Below are 15,187 nucleotides of genomic sequence, written 5' to 3'. Positions count from 1 at the left end.
ACTGCGGTGTCCTGCATCCCTTTCCAGGAGTTAGCAATGCATACAACAACAAGTACAGCCCATAGCCCCGCACATAGCCCCACCCCGCATGCACCCACACAACCCGACGCCAGCACCGGCCGCTTGCGCAAGTCCATGGGGATGACCGCCCTGGTGCTGTTCGGCCTGGCCTACATGGTGCCCCTGGCCGTATTCACCACCTACGGGCTGGTCACTCAGATGACCAAAGGGCACCTGCCCACCGCCTACCTGCTGACCCTCGCCGCCATGCTGCTGACCGCCTACAGCTATGGCCGCATGGTCCAGGCCCACCCCTACTCCGGGTCGGTCTACACCTACACGCGCAAAGCCTTCGGTAGCCACATCGGCTTCATCACCGGCTGGACATTGCTGCTTGACTACATCTTTCTACCGCTGCTCAGCTACCTGCTGATCGGCATCTATATGTCGGAATACTTCCCGGCCATCCACGCCTGGGTGTGGGTGGCCGGCTCCATAGCCCTGGTCACCTTCCTCAACCTGATCGGTATCGAGTCGATCACCCGGGTCAACTGGATCCTGGTGGTGGTGCAGCTGGTGTTCATCATCGTCTTCGTCGCCCTGTCCGTGCTCAAGCTCAGTGGGCAGGCAGAGCCGGTGTCGCTGCTGGCGCCCTTTCACCACGAAGGCTTCAGTGTGCCGCTGATCATGACCGGCGCCGCCGTGCTGTGCCTGTCGTTCCTCGGCTTCGACGCGGTGTCGACCATGGCTGAGGAAACCAGCAACCCGACCTACCGCATTCCCGTGGCGATTCTGGCCGTGTCGCTGATCGGTGGCCTGCTGTTCCTGGTAGTGTCGTACTGCGCACAGATGGTGTTCCCCGACTGGGGCAGCTTCGCCGACCCCGATTCGGCCTCGGTGGACGTGATGCGCCGGGTCGGCGGCGAGCTGCTGGTAACCGCGTTCACCGCCACCTACGTGGCCGGCTGCTTCGCCTCGGCCATGGTGTCCCAGGCCAGCGTATCGCGCGTGCTGTTCGCCATGGGCCGCGACGGCGCATTGCCGCGGGCGTTCGGCCAGCTGGCGACGAAAAAGCGCGTGCCGGCCACGGCCATCCTGGTGGTCAGCCTGGTGTCGATGATCGCCCTGGTGATTACCCTCGATACCGTCGCCAACATGATCAGCTTTGGCGCGCTGTTCGCCTTCTCGGCGGTGAACTTGGCGGTGGTCAAGCACTACCTGGTCGACCAGAAACTGCGCGGCGGCCGCAACTACTTGCTGTACGGTGCCATTCCTGGGCTGGGTTTTCTCAGCACGCTGTGGCTGTGGAGCAGCCTGACCAGCCTGTCGTTCACCATTGGCCTGTGCTGGCTGGGCATGGGCCTGGTAGTGCTGATGGGCCTGACGCGCGCATTCCGGGTGAAATTGCCGGAGTTGCAGATGGCCGAATGAGGCCGAACGTCGGGTGATAACTGGCCGTTATCACCCGATCCGTATTAATCATTATTCAGCCCCCCGTTCGCCCCCTACAGTCCAACCCCAACGACTGTCATTGCCAACGGGAGACGAAATGTCCATCGAACACCGCCTGAACCACATCGCCGGCCAACTCAGCGGCAACGGTGACGTGCTGCTGAACAGCGTCGACGCCCATACCGGTGAGCCGCTGCCCTACGCCTTCCATCAGGCGACCGGCGATGAGGTCGAGGCCGCCGTGCAGGCCGCCGAGGCCGCCTACCCGGCCTACCGCAGCACCCGCCCGGCCCAGCGCGCCGCCTTCCTCGACGCCATCGCCGACGAGCTGGACGCATTGGGTGATGACTTCATCCAGCATGTGATGCGCGAAACCGCGCTGCCCGAAGCGCGCATCCGTGGTGAACGCAGCCGCACCAGCAACCAGCTGCGCCTGTTTGCCGAAGTGGTACGCCGTGGCGACTTCTACGCCGCTCGTATCGACCGCGCCCTGCCCCAGCGCACCCCGCTGCCGCGCCCGGACCTGCGCCAGTACCGCATCGGCGTGGGCCCGGTGGCCGTGTTCGGCGCCAGCAACTTCCCCCTGGCCTTCTCCACCGCTGGCGGGGACACGGCCTCGGCGCTGGCTGCCGGCTGCCCGGTGGTGTTCAAGGCGCACAGCGGGCACATGCTCACTGCCGCCCATGTGGCCGCAGCCATCGACCGCGCGGTGGCCAGCAGCGGCATGCCGGCAGGCGTCTTCAACCTGATCTACGGTGCCGGCGTGGGCGAAGCGCTGGTCAAGCACCCGGCCATCCAGGCGGTCGGTTTTACCGGTTCGCTGCGCGGTGGCCGCGCCCTGTGCGACATGGCGGCGGCACGCCCGCAACCGATTCCGGTGTTTGCCGAAATGAGCAGCATCAACCCGGTTATCGTCCTGCCCCAGGCGCTGCAAGCCCGTGGCGAGCAAGTCGCCGGCGAACTGGCCGCCTCGGTGGTGGTGGGTTGCGGGCAGTTCTGCACCAACCCAGGCCTGGTAGTGGGTATCCGGTCCGCGCAGTTCGAGCGTTTCGTGCAAACACTGCTTGCACGCATGGCAGACCAAGGCCCGCAGACCATGCTCAACGCTGGCACCCTGCGCAGCTACCAGAACGGTGTCCAGCACCTGCTGGCGCACCCAGGTATTCAGCACCTGGCCGGGCAACCACAAACCGGCAACCAGGCCCAACCACAGCTGTTCAAGGCGGACGTAAGCCTGCTGCTGAACGGCGACCCGCTGCTGCAGGAAGAAGTGTTCGGCCCGACCACCGTGGTGGTTGAAGTGGCCGATGCGCAGCAACTGACCGAAGCACTGCGCCATCTGCAGGGCCAGCTGACGGCCACCCTGATTGCCGAACCTGACGACCTGGTCGCCTTTGCCTCGCTGGTGCCTTTGCTGGAGCGCAAGGCCGGGCGTCTGCTGCTCAACGGCTACCCGACCGGTGTGGAAGTTTCGGATGCCATGGTGCATGGCGGGCCTTACCCGGCCACCTCCGACGCACGCGGTACGTCGGTGGGCACCTTGGCGATCGACCGTTTCCTGCGGCCGGTGTGTTTCCAGAACTACCCGGATGCGCTGCTGCCGGATGCGTTGAAAAACGCTAACCCGTTGGGGATTGCGCGTTTGCTCGATGGGGTGAGCAGCCGCGACGGGGTGTGATACCTGCCGTATTGAACTGGCACGGCACCTTTCAGCCGTGCCAGCCTTGAAGCGTGCGCTGAAACGACGCAATGACCTGGCTGCCCTGTCGCTCGGCCAGGTAGTACAGGTAGGTTTCGGTATACACCGAGTCCTGTGCGATGCGGATCACTTTCAAGCGGGGGTCGGCGATGTATTCTGCCTCGGACACCGCACCAATACCCATGCCACGAATCACCGCCTCGCGCAGCGCCTCGCGGCTGCCGATCTCCATGACGATACGCGGTGTTACCTGGGCAGCATCCAGTGCATTGTCCAACGCCAGCCGCGTAGTTGAACCTTGCTCACGGCGCAGCAACGGCTGCCCCTGCAACGCCTGCAGCAGGACCTGGTCATGACGGGCGAACGGGTGATCGGCGCGGACAAACAGGATCACCGCGTGCCTGGCATAGCGTTGTGCGACAAACGCCGGGTCATCATGCAGCCCTGCCAACACGCCGATATCGGTCACGTAGCCCTGAAGATCGGCCAGCACCGACGCCGAGTTGCCCACGCGAATCGACACGTCGATCTGTGGATACGCCTGCCGGTAGCGGTCGACCATCTCGATCACATGGAACGGCCCCACCGCACCGATCTTCAGCTCCCCCCGGTTAAGCTGGCCACTGTCGCGCAGCAGGCTGGTGGCCTCGGCTTCGAGCATCCACATCCGCTGTGCAATCGGCAACAAGGCGCGGCCAACGGCGGTCAACTCGATGCGCCGGCCACGGCGGTGGAACAGTTCGACGTTGAATTCGCGCTCCAGCCCCTGGACCTGGTTGGTGGCGGTCGGCTGGCTGAGGCCAATGGCCCTGGCCCCGGCACTGAAGCTGGCATGCCGGGCCACGGCAAGGAACGTACGCAAGCGGGCGGTGGACATCCATAGATCCTTTGAATGGTTGGCTGGCGAAACCCATATTGAATTGATGGCGTGACTGTCACATGACAGCCCTAGTTTTGGCACTACCGACAACAACCACTCCGGTATTGCCATGACACCCCTCCCGAAACTGTTGCGCTGTGCCCGCCTTGCCCTGCTGCCACTGCTGCTCGCCCCCACCGTGCAAGCCCAGCAGGCGCTGACCGTCGGCCTGATCCCGTCGGAAGACTCCCAGGCCATGATCAAGAGCAGCCAGCAAGTGCTCGACCAGTTGCAGGCGCGCCTGGGCATGCCGGTCAAGCCGTACGTTGCCACCGACTACAACGGGGTGATCGAAGCCCTGCGCGCCGGCAAGCTGGACGTCGCCTACCTCGGCCCGTTCTCCTATGTCCTTGCCAACCAGGTAGCAGGCGCCGAAGCCTTTGCCGTGGCAGTGACCAGGAAGACCGCCAGCAGTGCCTACCACAGCCTGATCATTGCCCGCCAAGACAGCGGCATCCGCACGCTCGACGACCTCAAGGGGCATACCTTTGCCTTCGTCGACCCCAGCTCTGCCTCCGGCCACCTGTTCCCCAAGGCCGGCCTGGAGCACGCCGGGCACGACCCGAAAACCCTGTTCTCGCGGGTGATCTTCTCGGGGTCGCACGACGCCAGCATCCTCGCCGTGGAAAACCGCAAGGTCGATGCCGCCGCCGTGGCCGACCGCATCCTGGCCGGCGCCGTGAACAGTGGCCAGGTCAAGCAGCAGGACTTCCAGGTGGTGTGGACCTCGCCAGACATTCCCGAATCTCCGATGGTCTGGCGCAAGAACCTCGACCCCGAACTGCAGGCCAAACTGCGCGGTGCGTTTGCCGAGATCAAGGATGTACCGTGGGGTGACCAGGGCATGCTCAATGGCTTCCAGCCAACCACCGATGCTGCCTACAACGTGGTTCGCGACACGGCCAAGGTGCTCGACCTCGACCTGCGGAGCCTGAAATGATCCGCATCCGCCGACTGGCCAAGGGCTACGCCGACAACCCGGTGCTGCGCGGCATCGACCTGGACGTTCAAGCCGGTGAATTCGTGGTGATCCTTGGCCAGTCTGGTGCCGGCAAGTCCACCCTGCTGCGCTGCATGAACCGCCTGGCCAAGGCTGACAGCGGCGAGCTGCAGGTAGCCGGGGTAAACGCCATGCGCGCAGCCGATCAACGCGCCCTGCGCCGGCAAGTGGCAATGATCTTCCAGCATCACAACGTGGTGCCGCGCCTGTCGGTGCTTAAAAACGTACTGACCGGTCGCCTGGGCCACTGCAGTACCCTCACCTCGCTGCTGCAGCTGTTCCGCCGCGACGACGTGGCATTGGCCCGTGACTGCCTGCGCCGGGTGGAGCTGGAGCACAAGGCCGGCTCACGCACCGATGCGCTGTCTGGCGGGCAGATGCAGCGGGTGGGCATCGCCCGTGCGCTGGCCCAGCGGCCCCAGGTCATCCTGGCCGACGAGCCGGTGGCCAGCCTCGACCCGAATACTGCGCAGGTGGTAATGCAGTACCTGCGCGAAGCCAGCCGCACCCTCGGCATTACCGTTGTGTGCAACCTGCACCAGGTAGACCTGGCCCGGGCCTTCGCCGACCGCATCGTTGGCCTGGCCAGCGGGCGCCTGGTGTTCGATGGCCCGCCTGGACACTTGGACGAAGCAGCCCTGCAGCGTATCTATCACACACCCTCATCCGATGAGCCCGCAGTATCACTGGCCGTGGCCCGGCCGATGCTGACCACCGACACAGGAGCCTCGGCATGAACCCACAAAGCCACCAATGGCTGGTCAATACACCCACCCGCGCCCGTGGCTGGCTGGGCACTGCCGCACTGCTGCTGGCAGTGGTCCTGGTGTTGCAGTGGAGCGCCGAAGGCGCACAACTGAGCTGGGCCGAGTTGGCCAACGGGCTACCACAGATCGGCGATTTCCTTGGCCGCTCGCTGCCGCCCGACCTGAGCATCCTGCCAAGCCTTTGGCAGCCGGCCCTGGAAACCCTGCAAATTGCCCTGTGGGGTACCTTGCTGGGGATCATCCTCGCCGTGCCACTGGGCTTTTTCGCGGCGCGCAACCTGCACGGCAACCGCTGGCTGTACCAGGCCACCCGGCAGGTGCTGAACGTGATTCGTAGCATCAACGAACTGATCCTGGCCCTGGTGTTCGTCTCGGCGGTGGGGCTGGGGCCCTTCCCAGGCGTGCTGGCCCTGGCGCTGCATGGCGTGGGCATGCTCGGCAAGTTCTTTGCCGAAAGCATCGAGGAGATCGACCAAGGGCCTATTGAAGCGCTGCAGGCGACCGGTGCACGGCCACTGCAGGTGATCGCTTTCGGCGTACTACCACAGGTGATCACCGCCTGGATCGCCGTGGTGCTGTACCGCTTCGAGGTGAACCTGCGTTCGGCCACGGTACTGGGTATGGTCGGTGCCGGTGGCCTAGGCTTCGAGCTGGTCAGCAGCCTGAAACTGTTCAAGTACCAGGAAACCGCCACCTGCATCCTGGTCATCACCGTGATGGTGGTATTGGCCGACCTGGCCTCCAACCGCCTGCGCCATGCGATTCAGGGCAACGCCCGCCACTGATCCACAGCCCTACCCTCGACACAAGCAACCTGCCACGTGCGCCCGCTGGGCGCGCGACGGGCAAACCATGCCTGGAGTTCCCGCAATGCCCGCACGTCCCGTTATCGGCCTGGCCGATAGCACCCTGCAATCAATCGATTGGAACGAAAACCGCCAGCCGTCGAGCATGGCCGCACCTTCCAACAACAATAAGGAACTGCCCATGCCTGCCTGCTTCCACAACCCGGTCACCACCGTTTTCGGCGGTGGCAGCCTGGACCAGATCGCCGAACACTGCCCTGGCAAGGTCGCCTTGGTTACCTTTCCCGAAGCTGCGCAGCTCGGCCTGCTGGCCAGGGTGCGCAGCCTGTTGGGCGAGCGCCTGGTGTGCGTGATCGACAACGTCCAACCCAACCCCGATGTCGCCTGGCTGCGTGGCGTGCACGAAGCCTTCTGGGCCCAGCACGGCGATTGCGATACGGTGCTGGCATTGGGGGGTGGCAGCGCCATCGATACCGCCAAGGCACTGATCGTCGGTACCGCTTCAGGCCGATTCGACGAACTGCTTGACCTGCTGGCCAGTGGCAAACCGTTTGTTCCGCCCCGGCACAAGACCCTGGTAGCCGCGCCAACCACGGCCGGCACCGGCAGCGAGGTGACGCCTTGGGCCACCCTGTGGGACGCCGGCCAGCAGAAGAAGTATTCGCTGCACCTGCCCTGCACCTGGCCCAGCGTTGCATTGATCGACCCGCAGCTGATGCTCAGTGTGCCGGCTGCCGTAACCGTGTCCACCGGGCTGGATGCCTTGTCCCACGCGCTGGAGTCGATCTGGAACCACAACGCCAACCCACTCTCCGACACCTTCGCGCTGTCGGCCATCGAGGACATCCTCGACTGCCTGCCACGCCTGCAACAAGACCTTGGCAACCCCGAACTGCGCGCACGCATGGCCTTGGCCGCACTGAAGGCTGGGTTGGCCTTTTCCAACACCAAGACCGCGCTGGCCCATTCCATTTCCTACGAAATGACCTTGCGCCACGGCCTGCCCCACGGCATTGCCTGCTCGTTCACCCTGCCGCTGGTGCTGGGCCTGGCCTGGGGCCGTGATGCCGGGCGCGACCAGACCCTGCAAAAGGCGTTCGGCCACGACCTCGCGGCAGCGCAACAGCGCTTGCGGGCGTTTCTTCACCGCCTGGGCGTGCGCACCGAGTTCGAAGATTACGGCGTGACAGCCGCCGAGGCCGAGGCGATGATCGACGCCGCCCTGCAGGGCGCCCGCGGGCGCAATTTCATCGGCGCGCAAGCCGCCTGATCTTCTGCGTTTTTCCTGTAGCACCTTTCAAGAGTGCCGACTCGCCGAGCCCCATGGGCCGGCGCCAGAGAACAAAAAGGAAACCGTCATGAACCGCGCACAAACCCTGACTGGCGCAATGCCCAGCACCCTGCCGTTTCGCCTTGCGCAATGGCGCATGCTGCTGGCCGCGATGTTCTGCTACTTGTTCTTCTACACCGGGCGGCAAACCTTCGGCTTCGCCATCCCCGGGATCCAGGCCGAGTTCGGCCTGAGCAAGGAAACCCTCGGCTGGGCCTCCACCGCCATGCTGTGGATGTATGCCGTTGGCCAAGCCATCAATGGCAACCTCGCCGACAAGTTCGGCGGCCGACGCATCATGAGCATCGGCGCCGTGTTGTCGTGCGGCGCCAACTGGGTCACCAGCTTTGCTGGCGGTTTTCTCAGCCTGATCCTGCCGTGGGGCGTCAACGGTTATTTCCAGGCCCTGGGCTGGGCGCCCGGCAGCCGCCTGCTTTCAAACTGGTGGGGCGCTGCCGAGCGCGGCAAGGTGTATGGCTTCTATGTGTTCGCCGCTGGCTGCGCATCGGTGCTGTCGTATGTGACCTCGGTGGTGGTGATCGATGTGCTGCACCTGGAGTGGCGCTGGATTTTCCGCTTGCCTGTGCTGCTGATGCTGGCCGGTGGCATCGTCTTCTACCTGGTGGCGCGGGAGCGCCCGCAAGACATGGGTTACCCGGCGCTGGACGACACTGGCGTGGCCAACGCCGAAGACCGTGCCAACGAGGCCAGTCTGGGCGGTGAAGAAACCTCGCGCCAACGTTACCTGGCCGTGCTGAAAAACCCGCGCCTGCTGGTGGCAGCGGTGTCATTGGGCTTCCAGAACGCCGCGCGGTACGGCTTGATCGTCTGGGTGCCCGTGCATTTCCTGGGTGCCAACTGGCAGAAAGGCGACAGTTTCATCGACCCGAAATGGATCACCATCGCCTTGCCGGTAGGCATGGCCGTTGGCGCGCTGAGCAATGGCTGGGTGTCGGACAAACTGTTCGGCAGCAAACGTTACCTGGCGATCATGCTGTACATGGTGCTGGGCGCGCTCACCAGCCTGTGGATGTGGAGCCTGCCAGCGCACAGCGCGGTTGGCCTGCTGGCGCTGTTCCTCTGCGGTTTCTTCATCTACGGCCCGGCATCGAGCTTCTGGGCGCTGTGCCCGGACCTGGTCGGCGCGCGTCGCGCCGGCACCGCCACCGGCATCATGAATTTCGCCTCGTACCTGTTCGCCGGGCTGGCAGAGCCGCTGATCGGACGTATGCTCGACACCACCGGCAACACCTCGCTGATTTTCATCGTGGTCACCAGCGCCTGCGCCTGCAGTGCCCTGGTCGCCCTGTTCGTACGCCGCTGAGGGTGCCTGCCATGTCGTCCATGCCATTGCCAAAGAGGTGTCATGTACCAGTACCACAAGTGGTTGCGCTCATTTCATGCGGTGGCGCGCACCGGCAGTTTCACCCAGGCCGCCGAGTTGCTGAGCATCGGCCAGCCAACCATCAGCGAGCAGGTCAGTGGCCTGGAAAAGCGCTTTTGCGTGGAACTGTTCCACCGTCGAGGGCGCTTTATCGAGCTCAGCCCGGCAGGCCGCCAGCTGTACGAAATTACCCAGGGCCTGTTCGGCCAGGAGGACGAAGCGCTGCAACTGTTGCAGAGCTTCCAGCAGCGCAAGCAAGGCATGTTGCGCATCGGGGCGGTGTCGCCGCCGATTGCCATGAGCCTGACCTACGAGCTGATGCAGCGCTACCCGCAGATCGAGCTGGAAACCTCGTTCAGCAGCGAAGCCGGCACGCTGGAGCGGCTGTACAACTTCGACATAGACCTGGCCATCCTCGCCCTGTCGGAGTTCGACCAGCGCCTGAGCACGCGGCTTTACCGCACTTGCCCGATTCTGGCGGTGGTGCGCGACGACCACCCGTGGGCGCGACAGGCGAGTGTCAGCGTCAAGGACATTGCCGGCCAGCGGGTGGTATTGCGCGAAGCGGCATCGCGCACCCGGCAACTGGTCGAAGAAGGCTGCCGCCAGCATGGCGTGACACTGGATTGCGCGATGCAGTTGAACAGCCGCGAGGCCATCGTGCATGCGGTGGTGCATGGTATTGGCGTGGGCTTTGTCTCGGCAGTGGAGTACGCCGACCGCCCCGGCACGCGCTCCATCGCCTTTGCCGAAGACCCGTTCCACATCCATTACTACCTGTGCTGCCTGGGCATCCGCCGTAACCGGGCGATCATCGCCGAGCTGTTCGACGCGCTCAACGCGCACTGATGCCCCCATGACCACCGCGAGCCTGCCAGTGTGCCGGGCGGGCCGCGCGCACCCTGAGTTCTTACCCACTGGAGTTTTGCCATGCACTATCAGCAACCCAAGCAACTGCAAGCCGCCATTCTCGACTGGGCCGGCACCGTGGTGGATTTCGGCTCGTTCGCCCCCACCCAGATCTTTGTCGAGGCCTTTGCCGAGTTCGGCGTGCAGGTCAGCCTGGAAGAAGCCCGCGGGCCCATGGGGATGGGCAAGTGGGACCACATTCGCACCCTGTGCAATGTGCCGGCCATCGCTGCACGTTACCAGGCCGCCTTCGGCCACACGCCAAGCGACGACGATGTAACAGCCATCTACGAGCGCTTCATGCCCTTGCAGATCGAGAAGATCGCCGACCATTCGGCGCTGATCCCCGGAGCGCTGGAGGCCATCGCCCAGATGCGCCAACAAGGGCTGAAAATTGGCTCGTGCTCGGGTTACCCGGCGGTGGTGATGGAAAAGGTAGTGGCCCTGGCCTTGCGCAACGGCTACAGCGCCGACCACGTGGTGGCAACCGACGAGGTACCCAATGGCCGCCCCTACCCCGCGCAGGCACTGGCCAACGTGGTCGCCCTGGGGGTGAGCGACGTGGCAGCTTGCGTCAAGGTCGACGACACCTGGCCGGGCATTCTCGAAGGGCGCAGCGCCGGGATGTGGACCGTGGCCCTGACCTGCTCAGGCAACGCGCTTGGGCTCACCCATGAGCAGTACAAGGCCCTGCCCGAAGCGGAACTGGAACAGCAACGCCAGCGCATCGGCAGCCTGTTCGAAGGGTCGCGACCGCATTACCTGATCGACACCATCGCCGAGCTACCCGGGGTAATCGCCGATATCAACGCCCGCCTGGCGCGCGGGGAAATGCCCCAGAGCCGTTGAGACCTAAGCTGCGCGGTCAACCCCGCACCCACAAGGATTGCGCCGGCCTTCAGGGTTGTGCAACGCCCTTGTGGGCGCGGGCTTGCCCGCGAAGAGGCCAGCACAGGCCCAGCAAAGCTGTATACAATCAGCAAAAAGCTTGATTACAATGCCCTGCGCCTATGACATCGGTAATCGCCGATGCGTATTGCGGCAGGCTTACGCCATGTCACCTACAACCCCTGCAAAAACGCTACTCGTCAAAAACGCCGCTCTGTTGGTCACCATGGACGGCCAACGCCGCGAGATCAAGAACGGCGGCCTGTTCATCGAAGACAACCTGATCAAACAGGTCGGCACCAGCGATACCCTGCCACAACAAGCCGACGTCGTCCTCGACATGGCCGGCAAAGTGGTCATCCCTGGCCTGGTCAACACCCACCACCACATGTACCAGAGCCTCACCCGCGTGGTACCGGCGGCCCAGGACGGCGAACTGTTCAACTGGCTGACCAACCTGTACCCGATCTGGGCACGCCTGACCCCCGAAATGATCGCGGTGTCGACCCAGACCGCCATGGCCGAACTGATCCTCTCCGGCTGCACCACCTCCAGCGACCACCTGTACATCTACCCCAACGGTTGCAAGCTCGATGACAGCATCCACGCTGCCGCCGAGATCGGCATGCGCTTCCACGCCGCACGCGGCAGCATGAGCGTGGGCCAGAGCCAGGGCGGCTTGCCACCCGACTCGGTGGTGGAAAAGGAAGCCGACATCCTCAAGGAGTCGCAACGCCTGATCGAGGACTACCACGACGCCAGCCACGGCTCGATGCGCCGCATCGTGGTCGCGCCGTGCTCGCCGTTCTCGGTCAGCCGTGACTTGATGCGTGAAGCTGCCGTGCTGGCGCGCCAGTACGGGGTGTCGCTGCACACCCACCTGGCCGAAAACGTCAACGACATCGCCTACAGCCGCGAAAAGTTCGGCATGACCCCTGCCGAATACGCCGAAGACCTCGGCTGGGTCGGCCACGATGTCTGGCATGCCCACTGTGTACAGCTCGACCAGCATGGCATCGAGCTGTTCGCCCGCACCGGCACCGGCGTTGCCCACTGCCCATGCTCGAACATGCGCCTGGCCTCGGGTATCGCCCCGGTGCGCAAGATGCGCGACCACGGCGTACCGGTGGGCCTGGGGGTCGATGGCTCGGCGTCCAACGACGGCGCCAGCATGATCGGTGAAGTGCGCCAGGCTTTGCTGCTCCAGCGGGTGGGCTTCGGCCCCGACGCCATGACCGCACGCGAAGCCCTGGAAATCGCCACCCTCGGCGGCGCCAAGGTGCTCAACCGCAATGACATCGGCGCCCTGGCCCCCGGCATGGTCGCCGACTTCGTCGCGTTCGACCTGGGCCACGTGGCCTATGCCGGCGGCCACCACGACCCGCTGGCAGCGCTGGTGTTCTGCACGCCAACCCAAGTGCACACCAGCGTGATCAACGGCCGTGTGGTGGTGAAGGATGGCCAGCTGGCCACCGTCGACCTGCCACGCGTGCTGGAGCGCCACAACCAGCTGGCACACCAGTTGGTCAGCGGCGCGTGATGCACCCGGGCTGCTGCGCCCCAAGCCGGGCGCAGCAGCCCATTCCTGCCTGTTCTTTTCTCAACGAATGCGACTGAGACCGTGCTGTTAGACGCATAAAATAACAAAGCGAGCTACTCACCATGACTTCTCCCGCTTCACCTCGTCCAGAAGACGAGAACCTCGGCGTGGGCGCCAACCTGGCTTACGGCCTGCAGCATGTACTGACCATGTATGGCGGCATGATCGCCGTGCCGCTGATCATCGGCCAAGCCGCCGGCCTCAGCGCTGGCGACGTTGGCCTGCTGATCGCCGCGTCGCTGTTCGCCGGCGGCCTGGCAACGCTGCTGCAGACCTTGGGCATTCCCTTCTTCGGCTGCCGCCTGCCACTGGTCCAAGGGGTGTCCTTCGCCAGCGTCGCCACGATGGTCGCGATCATCGGCAATGACGGTATCGGGGGCATGCAGGTGGTGTTCGGCGCAGTGATCGTGTCATCGCTGATCGGCCTGCTGATCACCCCGCTGTTCTCACGCATCATCAAGTACTTTCCGCCATTGGTGACCGGCATCGTCATCACCACCATCGGCCTGACCTTGATGCCGGTGACCGCGCGCTGGGCCATGGGCGGCAACAGCCAGGCCGCCGACTTCGGCAGCCCGGCTAACATTGGCCTGGCCGCGTTCACCCTGGCCTCGGTACTGCTGCTGAGCAAGCTGGGCAGTGCCAGCCTGTCGCGCCTGTCGATCCTGCTGGCGATCGTGATCGGCACGCTGGCGGCGATGGCCACCGGCATGGCTGATTTTTCCCAGGCACTGCAAGGGCCGTGGATGGCCATGCCCGAGGTGCTGCACTTCGGTGCGCCGCAGTTCCAGGTGGCGGCGATTCTGTCCATGCTTATCGTCATCGTGGTGACCATGGTCGAGACCTCGGCCGACATCCTGGCGGTGGGTGAAATCATCGGCACCCCGGTCGACTCCAAGCGACTGGGCAATGGCCTGCGCGCCGACATGATTTCCAGCGCCCTGGCGCCGCTGTTCGGCTCGTTCACGCAAAGTGCCTTCGCGCAGAACGTCGGCCTGGTGGCCGTGACCGGGGTGAAGAGCCGCTACGTGGTGGCCAGCGCCGGGCTGATCCTGGTGACCCTGGGGCTGCTGCCGGTGATGGGCCGGCTGGTCGCCGCGGTGCCTACAGCGGTGCTCGGTGGCGCCGGGCTGGTGCTGTTCGGCACGGTCGCGGCCAGCGGCATCCGCACCTTGGCCCAGGTGGACTACCGCAACAACATGAACCTGATCATTGTCGCCACCTCGATCGGCTTTGGCATGATCCCGATCGCAGCGCCAGGCTTCTATCACCACTTCCCGGCCTGGTTCGAGACCATCTTCCACTCGGGCATCAGCTCGGCGGCGATCATGGCGATTCTGCTCAACCTGCTGTTCAACCACCTGCGCGCTGGCAACTCCGATCAACAGTCGGTGTTCGTCGCGGCCAGCGAGCGCACCCTGCGCTACCGGGACATCGCCGGGTTGAATGAAGGCGATGTGTTCCGTGATGGCAAGCTGTATGACCGGGACGGCAACGAAGTGCCGATCATGGAGGCTGATGAGGGGCACTTCAAAACGGGTAAGACGTCAGTGGCGCACATGCACTGACACTGCTCCTCTATAGGCTGGCGCGGTCTCCTGGAGGAAACCGCGCCAGTCGATCGGGTCGGTTATTGCTGCTGACGGGTAGCGCACACCACAATTTCGCGAATGCACACCGATTGCGGTTGGCCATAGGCAAAGCCGATGGTCTCGGCAATGGTCTGCGCCGTCAGCACCCCGCCCATTTCCTGCTTCCAGTCGTTGTAGCCCGCCTTGATGGCGTCATCGGTCGTGTGGCTGAGCAGTTCGGTGTCGACAGCGCCCGGCTCGATGGTGATCACCCGCACGTTACTCGGTGCCAGTTCTTCGCGCAGGTTTTCCGACAGGCCTGTAACGGCGAACTTGGTACCGACATAGGCGACATGGTTGGGGAAGGCCTTGCGCCCGGCCACGGAGCTGACGTTGATGATGGTGCCGTGCTTGCGCTCGACCATGCCGCCGGCCACGGCATGGATGCCGTTGAGCAGCCCACGCACGTTCACGTCGAGCATGCGGTCCCACTGCTCTGGGTCCTGCGTGGCGATTGCGCCCAGCAGCATTACACCGGCATTGTTGATGATCGCGTCGACCGGGCCAAAGCGTGCCTCGGCCTCGGCAACGGCAGCCAGCACAGCCGCGCGGTCAGTCACATCGACCGGCAGCGCCAGCGTGTTGGGCAACTGCAGTTGTTGCATCGGCGCCAGGCGGCGAGACAGCAGCAACAGTGCATGGCCGCGGCTGGACAGCAGCTTGGCGGTGGCCAGGCCAATGCCGGAGCTGGCACCGGTAATTACCACCAGCGGTTTATGGGTGTTGGTCATGGTCGCCATCCTGTTATCCAATTTGCCTATGGGTAAGAAGTAGAGCGAGTATAGAAGCCAGTTTTTCTGCC

Annotated in this window: 13 protein-coding genes; 11 read left to right on the top strand and 2 right to left on the bottom strand. The window is 64.4% G+C overall.

Going from position 1 to position 15,187, the window contains the following annotated elements:
- The first annotated feature begins 36 nt into the window (after positions 1–36).
- A complete protein-coding gene (locus Q9451_RS14200; RefSeq protein ID WP_012272873.1) occupies positions 37–1,431 on the top strand; it encodes an APC family permease in 1,395 nt (464 codons plus the stop codon).
- Positions 1,432–1,549: 118 nt separating this feature from the next.
- Positions 1,550–3,130, top strand: a complete 1,581-nt coding sequence (locus tag Q9451_RS14195; RefSeq protein WP_012272874.1) for an aldehyde dehydrogenase (NADP(+)) — start codon at positions 1,550–1,552, stop codon at positions 3,128–3,130.
- Between the two features lie 31 nt (positions 3,131–3,161).
- Here the strand turns inward: Q9451_RS14195 and Q9451_RS14190 are convergent, their stop codons facing one another.
- Positions 3,162–4,028, bottom strand: a complete 867-nt coding sequence (locus tag Q9451_RS14190) for a LysR substrate-binding domain-containing protein (RefSeq protein WP_012272875.1) — start codon at positions 4,026–4,028, stop codon at positions 3,162–3,164.
- Positions 4,029–4,140: 112 nt separating this feature from the next.
- On the opposite strand from Q9451_RS14190, the gene phnD reads away from it, so the two are divergent.
- From phnD to Q9451_RS14145, 9 genes are all read left to right on the top strand, one after another.
- The gene (phnD, locus tag Q9451_RS14185; RefSeq protein ID WP_012272876.1) at positions 4,141–5,010 is read left to right on the top strand and encodes a phosphonate ABC transporter substrate-binding protein; all 870 of its coding nucleotides are present in this window, start codon (positions 4,141–4,143) and stop codon (positions 5,008–5,010) included.
- Entirely contained in the window at positions 5,007–5,807 is an 801-nt protein-coding gene (phnC, locus tag Q9451_RS14180) for a phosphonate ABC transporter ATP-binding protein (protein WP_012272877.1), read from the top strand. Before phnD ends, phnC begins: the two co-directional genes overlap by 4 nt.
- Positions 5,804–6,622: a phosphonate ABC transporter, permease protein PhnE gene (gene phnE, locus Q9451_RS14175; protein WP_012272878.1), complete on the top strand. Its 819-nt coding sequence runs from the start codon at positions 5,804–5,806 to the stop codon at positions 6,620–6,622. The genes phnC and phnE overlap by 4 nt, the downstream gene beginning before the upstream one ends.
- A 202-nt stretch (positions 6,623–6,824) precedes the next feature.
- The gene (gene psrA, locus Q9451_RS14170; protein WP_041166735.1) at positions 6,825–7,913 is read left to right on the top strand and encodes an iron-containing alcohol dehydrogenase PsrA; all 1,089 of its coding nucleotides are present in this window, start codon (positions 6,825–6,827) and stop codon (positions 7,911–7,913) included.
- Between the two features lie 88 nt (positions 7,914–8,001).
- Entirely contained in the window at positions 8,002–9,297 is a 1,296-nt protein-coding gene (locus tag Q9451_RS14165; RefSeq protein ID WP_012272880.1) for an MFS transporter, read from the top strand.
- A 42-nt stretch (positions 9,298–9,339) separates the two neighbouring features.
- Entirely contained in the window at positions 9,340–10,206 is an 867-nt protein-coding gene (locus Q9451_RS14160; RefSeq protein ID WP_012272881.1) for a LysR substrate-binding domain-containing protein, read from the top strand.
- A gap of 81 nt (positions 10,207–10,287) precedes the next feature.
- Positions 10,288–11,115: a phosphonoacetaldehyde hydrolase gene (phnX, locus tag Q9451_RS14155; RefSeq protein ID WP_012272882.1), complete on the top strand. Its 828-nt coding sequence runs from the start codon at positions 10,288–10,290 to the stop codon at positions 11,113–11,115.
- Between the two features lie 205 nt (positions 11,116–11,320).
- The gene (locus Q9451_RS14150) at positions 11,321–12,694 is read left to right on the top strand and encodes an 8-oxoguanine deaminase (RefSeq protein WP_012272883.1); all 1,374 of its coding nucleotides are present in this window, start codon (positions 11,321–11,323) and stop codon (positions 12,692–12,694) included.
- 122 nt (positions 12,695–12,816) lie between these two features.
- On the top strand, positions 12,817–14,322 hold the full coding sequence (locus tag Q9451_RS14145; RefSeq protein WP_012272884.1) for a nucleobase:cation symporter-2 family protein: 1,506 nt from the start codon (positions 12,817–12,819) through the stop codon (positions 14,320–14,322).
- Between the two features lie 62 nt (positions 14,323–14,384).
- On the opposite strand, the gene Q9451_RS14140 is transcribed toward Q9451_RS14145, so the two are convergent.
- The gene (locus tag Q9451_RS14140; protein WP_012272885.1) at positions 14,385–15,116 is read right to left on the bottom strand and encodes an SDR family oxidoreductase; all 732 of its coding nucleotides are present in this window, start codon (positions 15,114–15,116) and stop codon (positions 14,385–14,387) included.
- Positions 15,117–15,187 lie beyond the last annotated feature (71 nt).

This window comes from Pseudomonas sp. NY8896 (assembly GCF_039634505.1).
Note: the sequence above shows the minus strand (reverse complement) of the source record. Positions and strands in the feature narration are given on the sequence as shown.

What these genes read in the sequence shown, in the direction of transcription:
- psrA (WP_041166735.1), top strand. Translation starts at nt 6,825, where the DNA reads ATGCCTGCCTGCTTCCACAACCCGGTCACCACCGTTTTCGGCGGTGGC.
- Q9451_RS14140 (WP_012272885.1), bottom strand. Translation starts at nt 15,116, where the DNA reads ATGACCAACACCCATAAACCGCTGGTGGTAATTACCGGTGCCAGCTCC.
- Q9451_RS14160 (WP_012272881.1), top strand. Translation starts at nt 9,340, where the DNA reads ATGTACCAGTACCACAAGTGGTTGCGCTCATTTCATGCGGTGGCGCGC.
- Q9451_RS14200 (WP_012272873.1), top strand. Translation starts at nt 37, where the DNA reads ATGCATACAACAACAAGTACAGCCCATAGCCCCGCACATAGCCCCACC.
- Q9451_RS14165 (WP_012272880.1), top strand. Translation starts at nt 8,002, where the DNA reads ATGAACCGCGCACAAACCCTGACTGGCGCAATGCCCAGCACCCTGCCG.
- Q9451_RS14150 (WP_012272883.1), top strand. Translation starts at nt 11,321, where the DNA reads ATGTCACCTACAACCCCTGCAAAAACGCTACTCGTCAAAAACGCCGCT.
- Q9451_RS14145 (WP_012272884.1), top strand. Translation starts at nt 12,817, where the DNA reads ATGACTTCTCCCGCTTCACCTCGTCCAGAAGACGAGAACCTCGGCGTG.
- phnD (WP_012272876.1), top strand. Translation starts at nt 4,141, where the DNA reads ATGACACCCCTCCCGAAACTGTTGCGCTGTGCCCGCCTTGCCCTGCTG.
- phnE (WP_012272878.1), top strand. Translation starts at nt 5,804, where the DNA reads ATGAACCCACAAAGCCACCAATGGCTGGTCAATACACCCACCCGCGCC.
- phnX (WP_012272882.1), top strand. Translation starts at nt 10,288, where the DNA reads ATGCACTATCAGCAACCCAAGCAACTGCAAGCCGCCATTCTCGACTGG.
- Q9451_RS14195 (WP_012272874.1), top strand. Translation starts at nt 1,550, where the DNA reads ATGTCCATCGAACACCGCCTGAACCACATCGCCGGCCAACTCAGCGGC.
- phnC (WP_012272877.1), top strand. Translation starts at nt 5,007, where the DNA reads ATGATCCGCATCCGCCGACTGGCCAAGGGCTACGCCGACAACCCGGTG.
- Q9451_RS14190 (WP_012272875.1), bottom strand. Translation starts at nt 4,028, where the DNA reads ATGTCCACCGCCCGCTTGCGTACGTTCCTTGCCGTGGCCCGGCATGCC.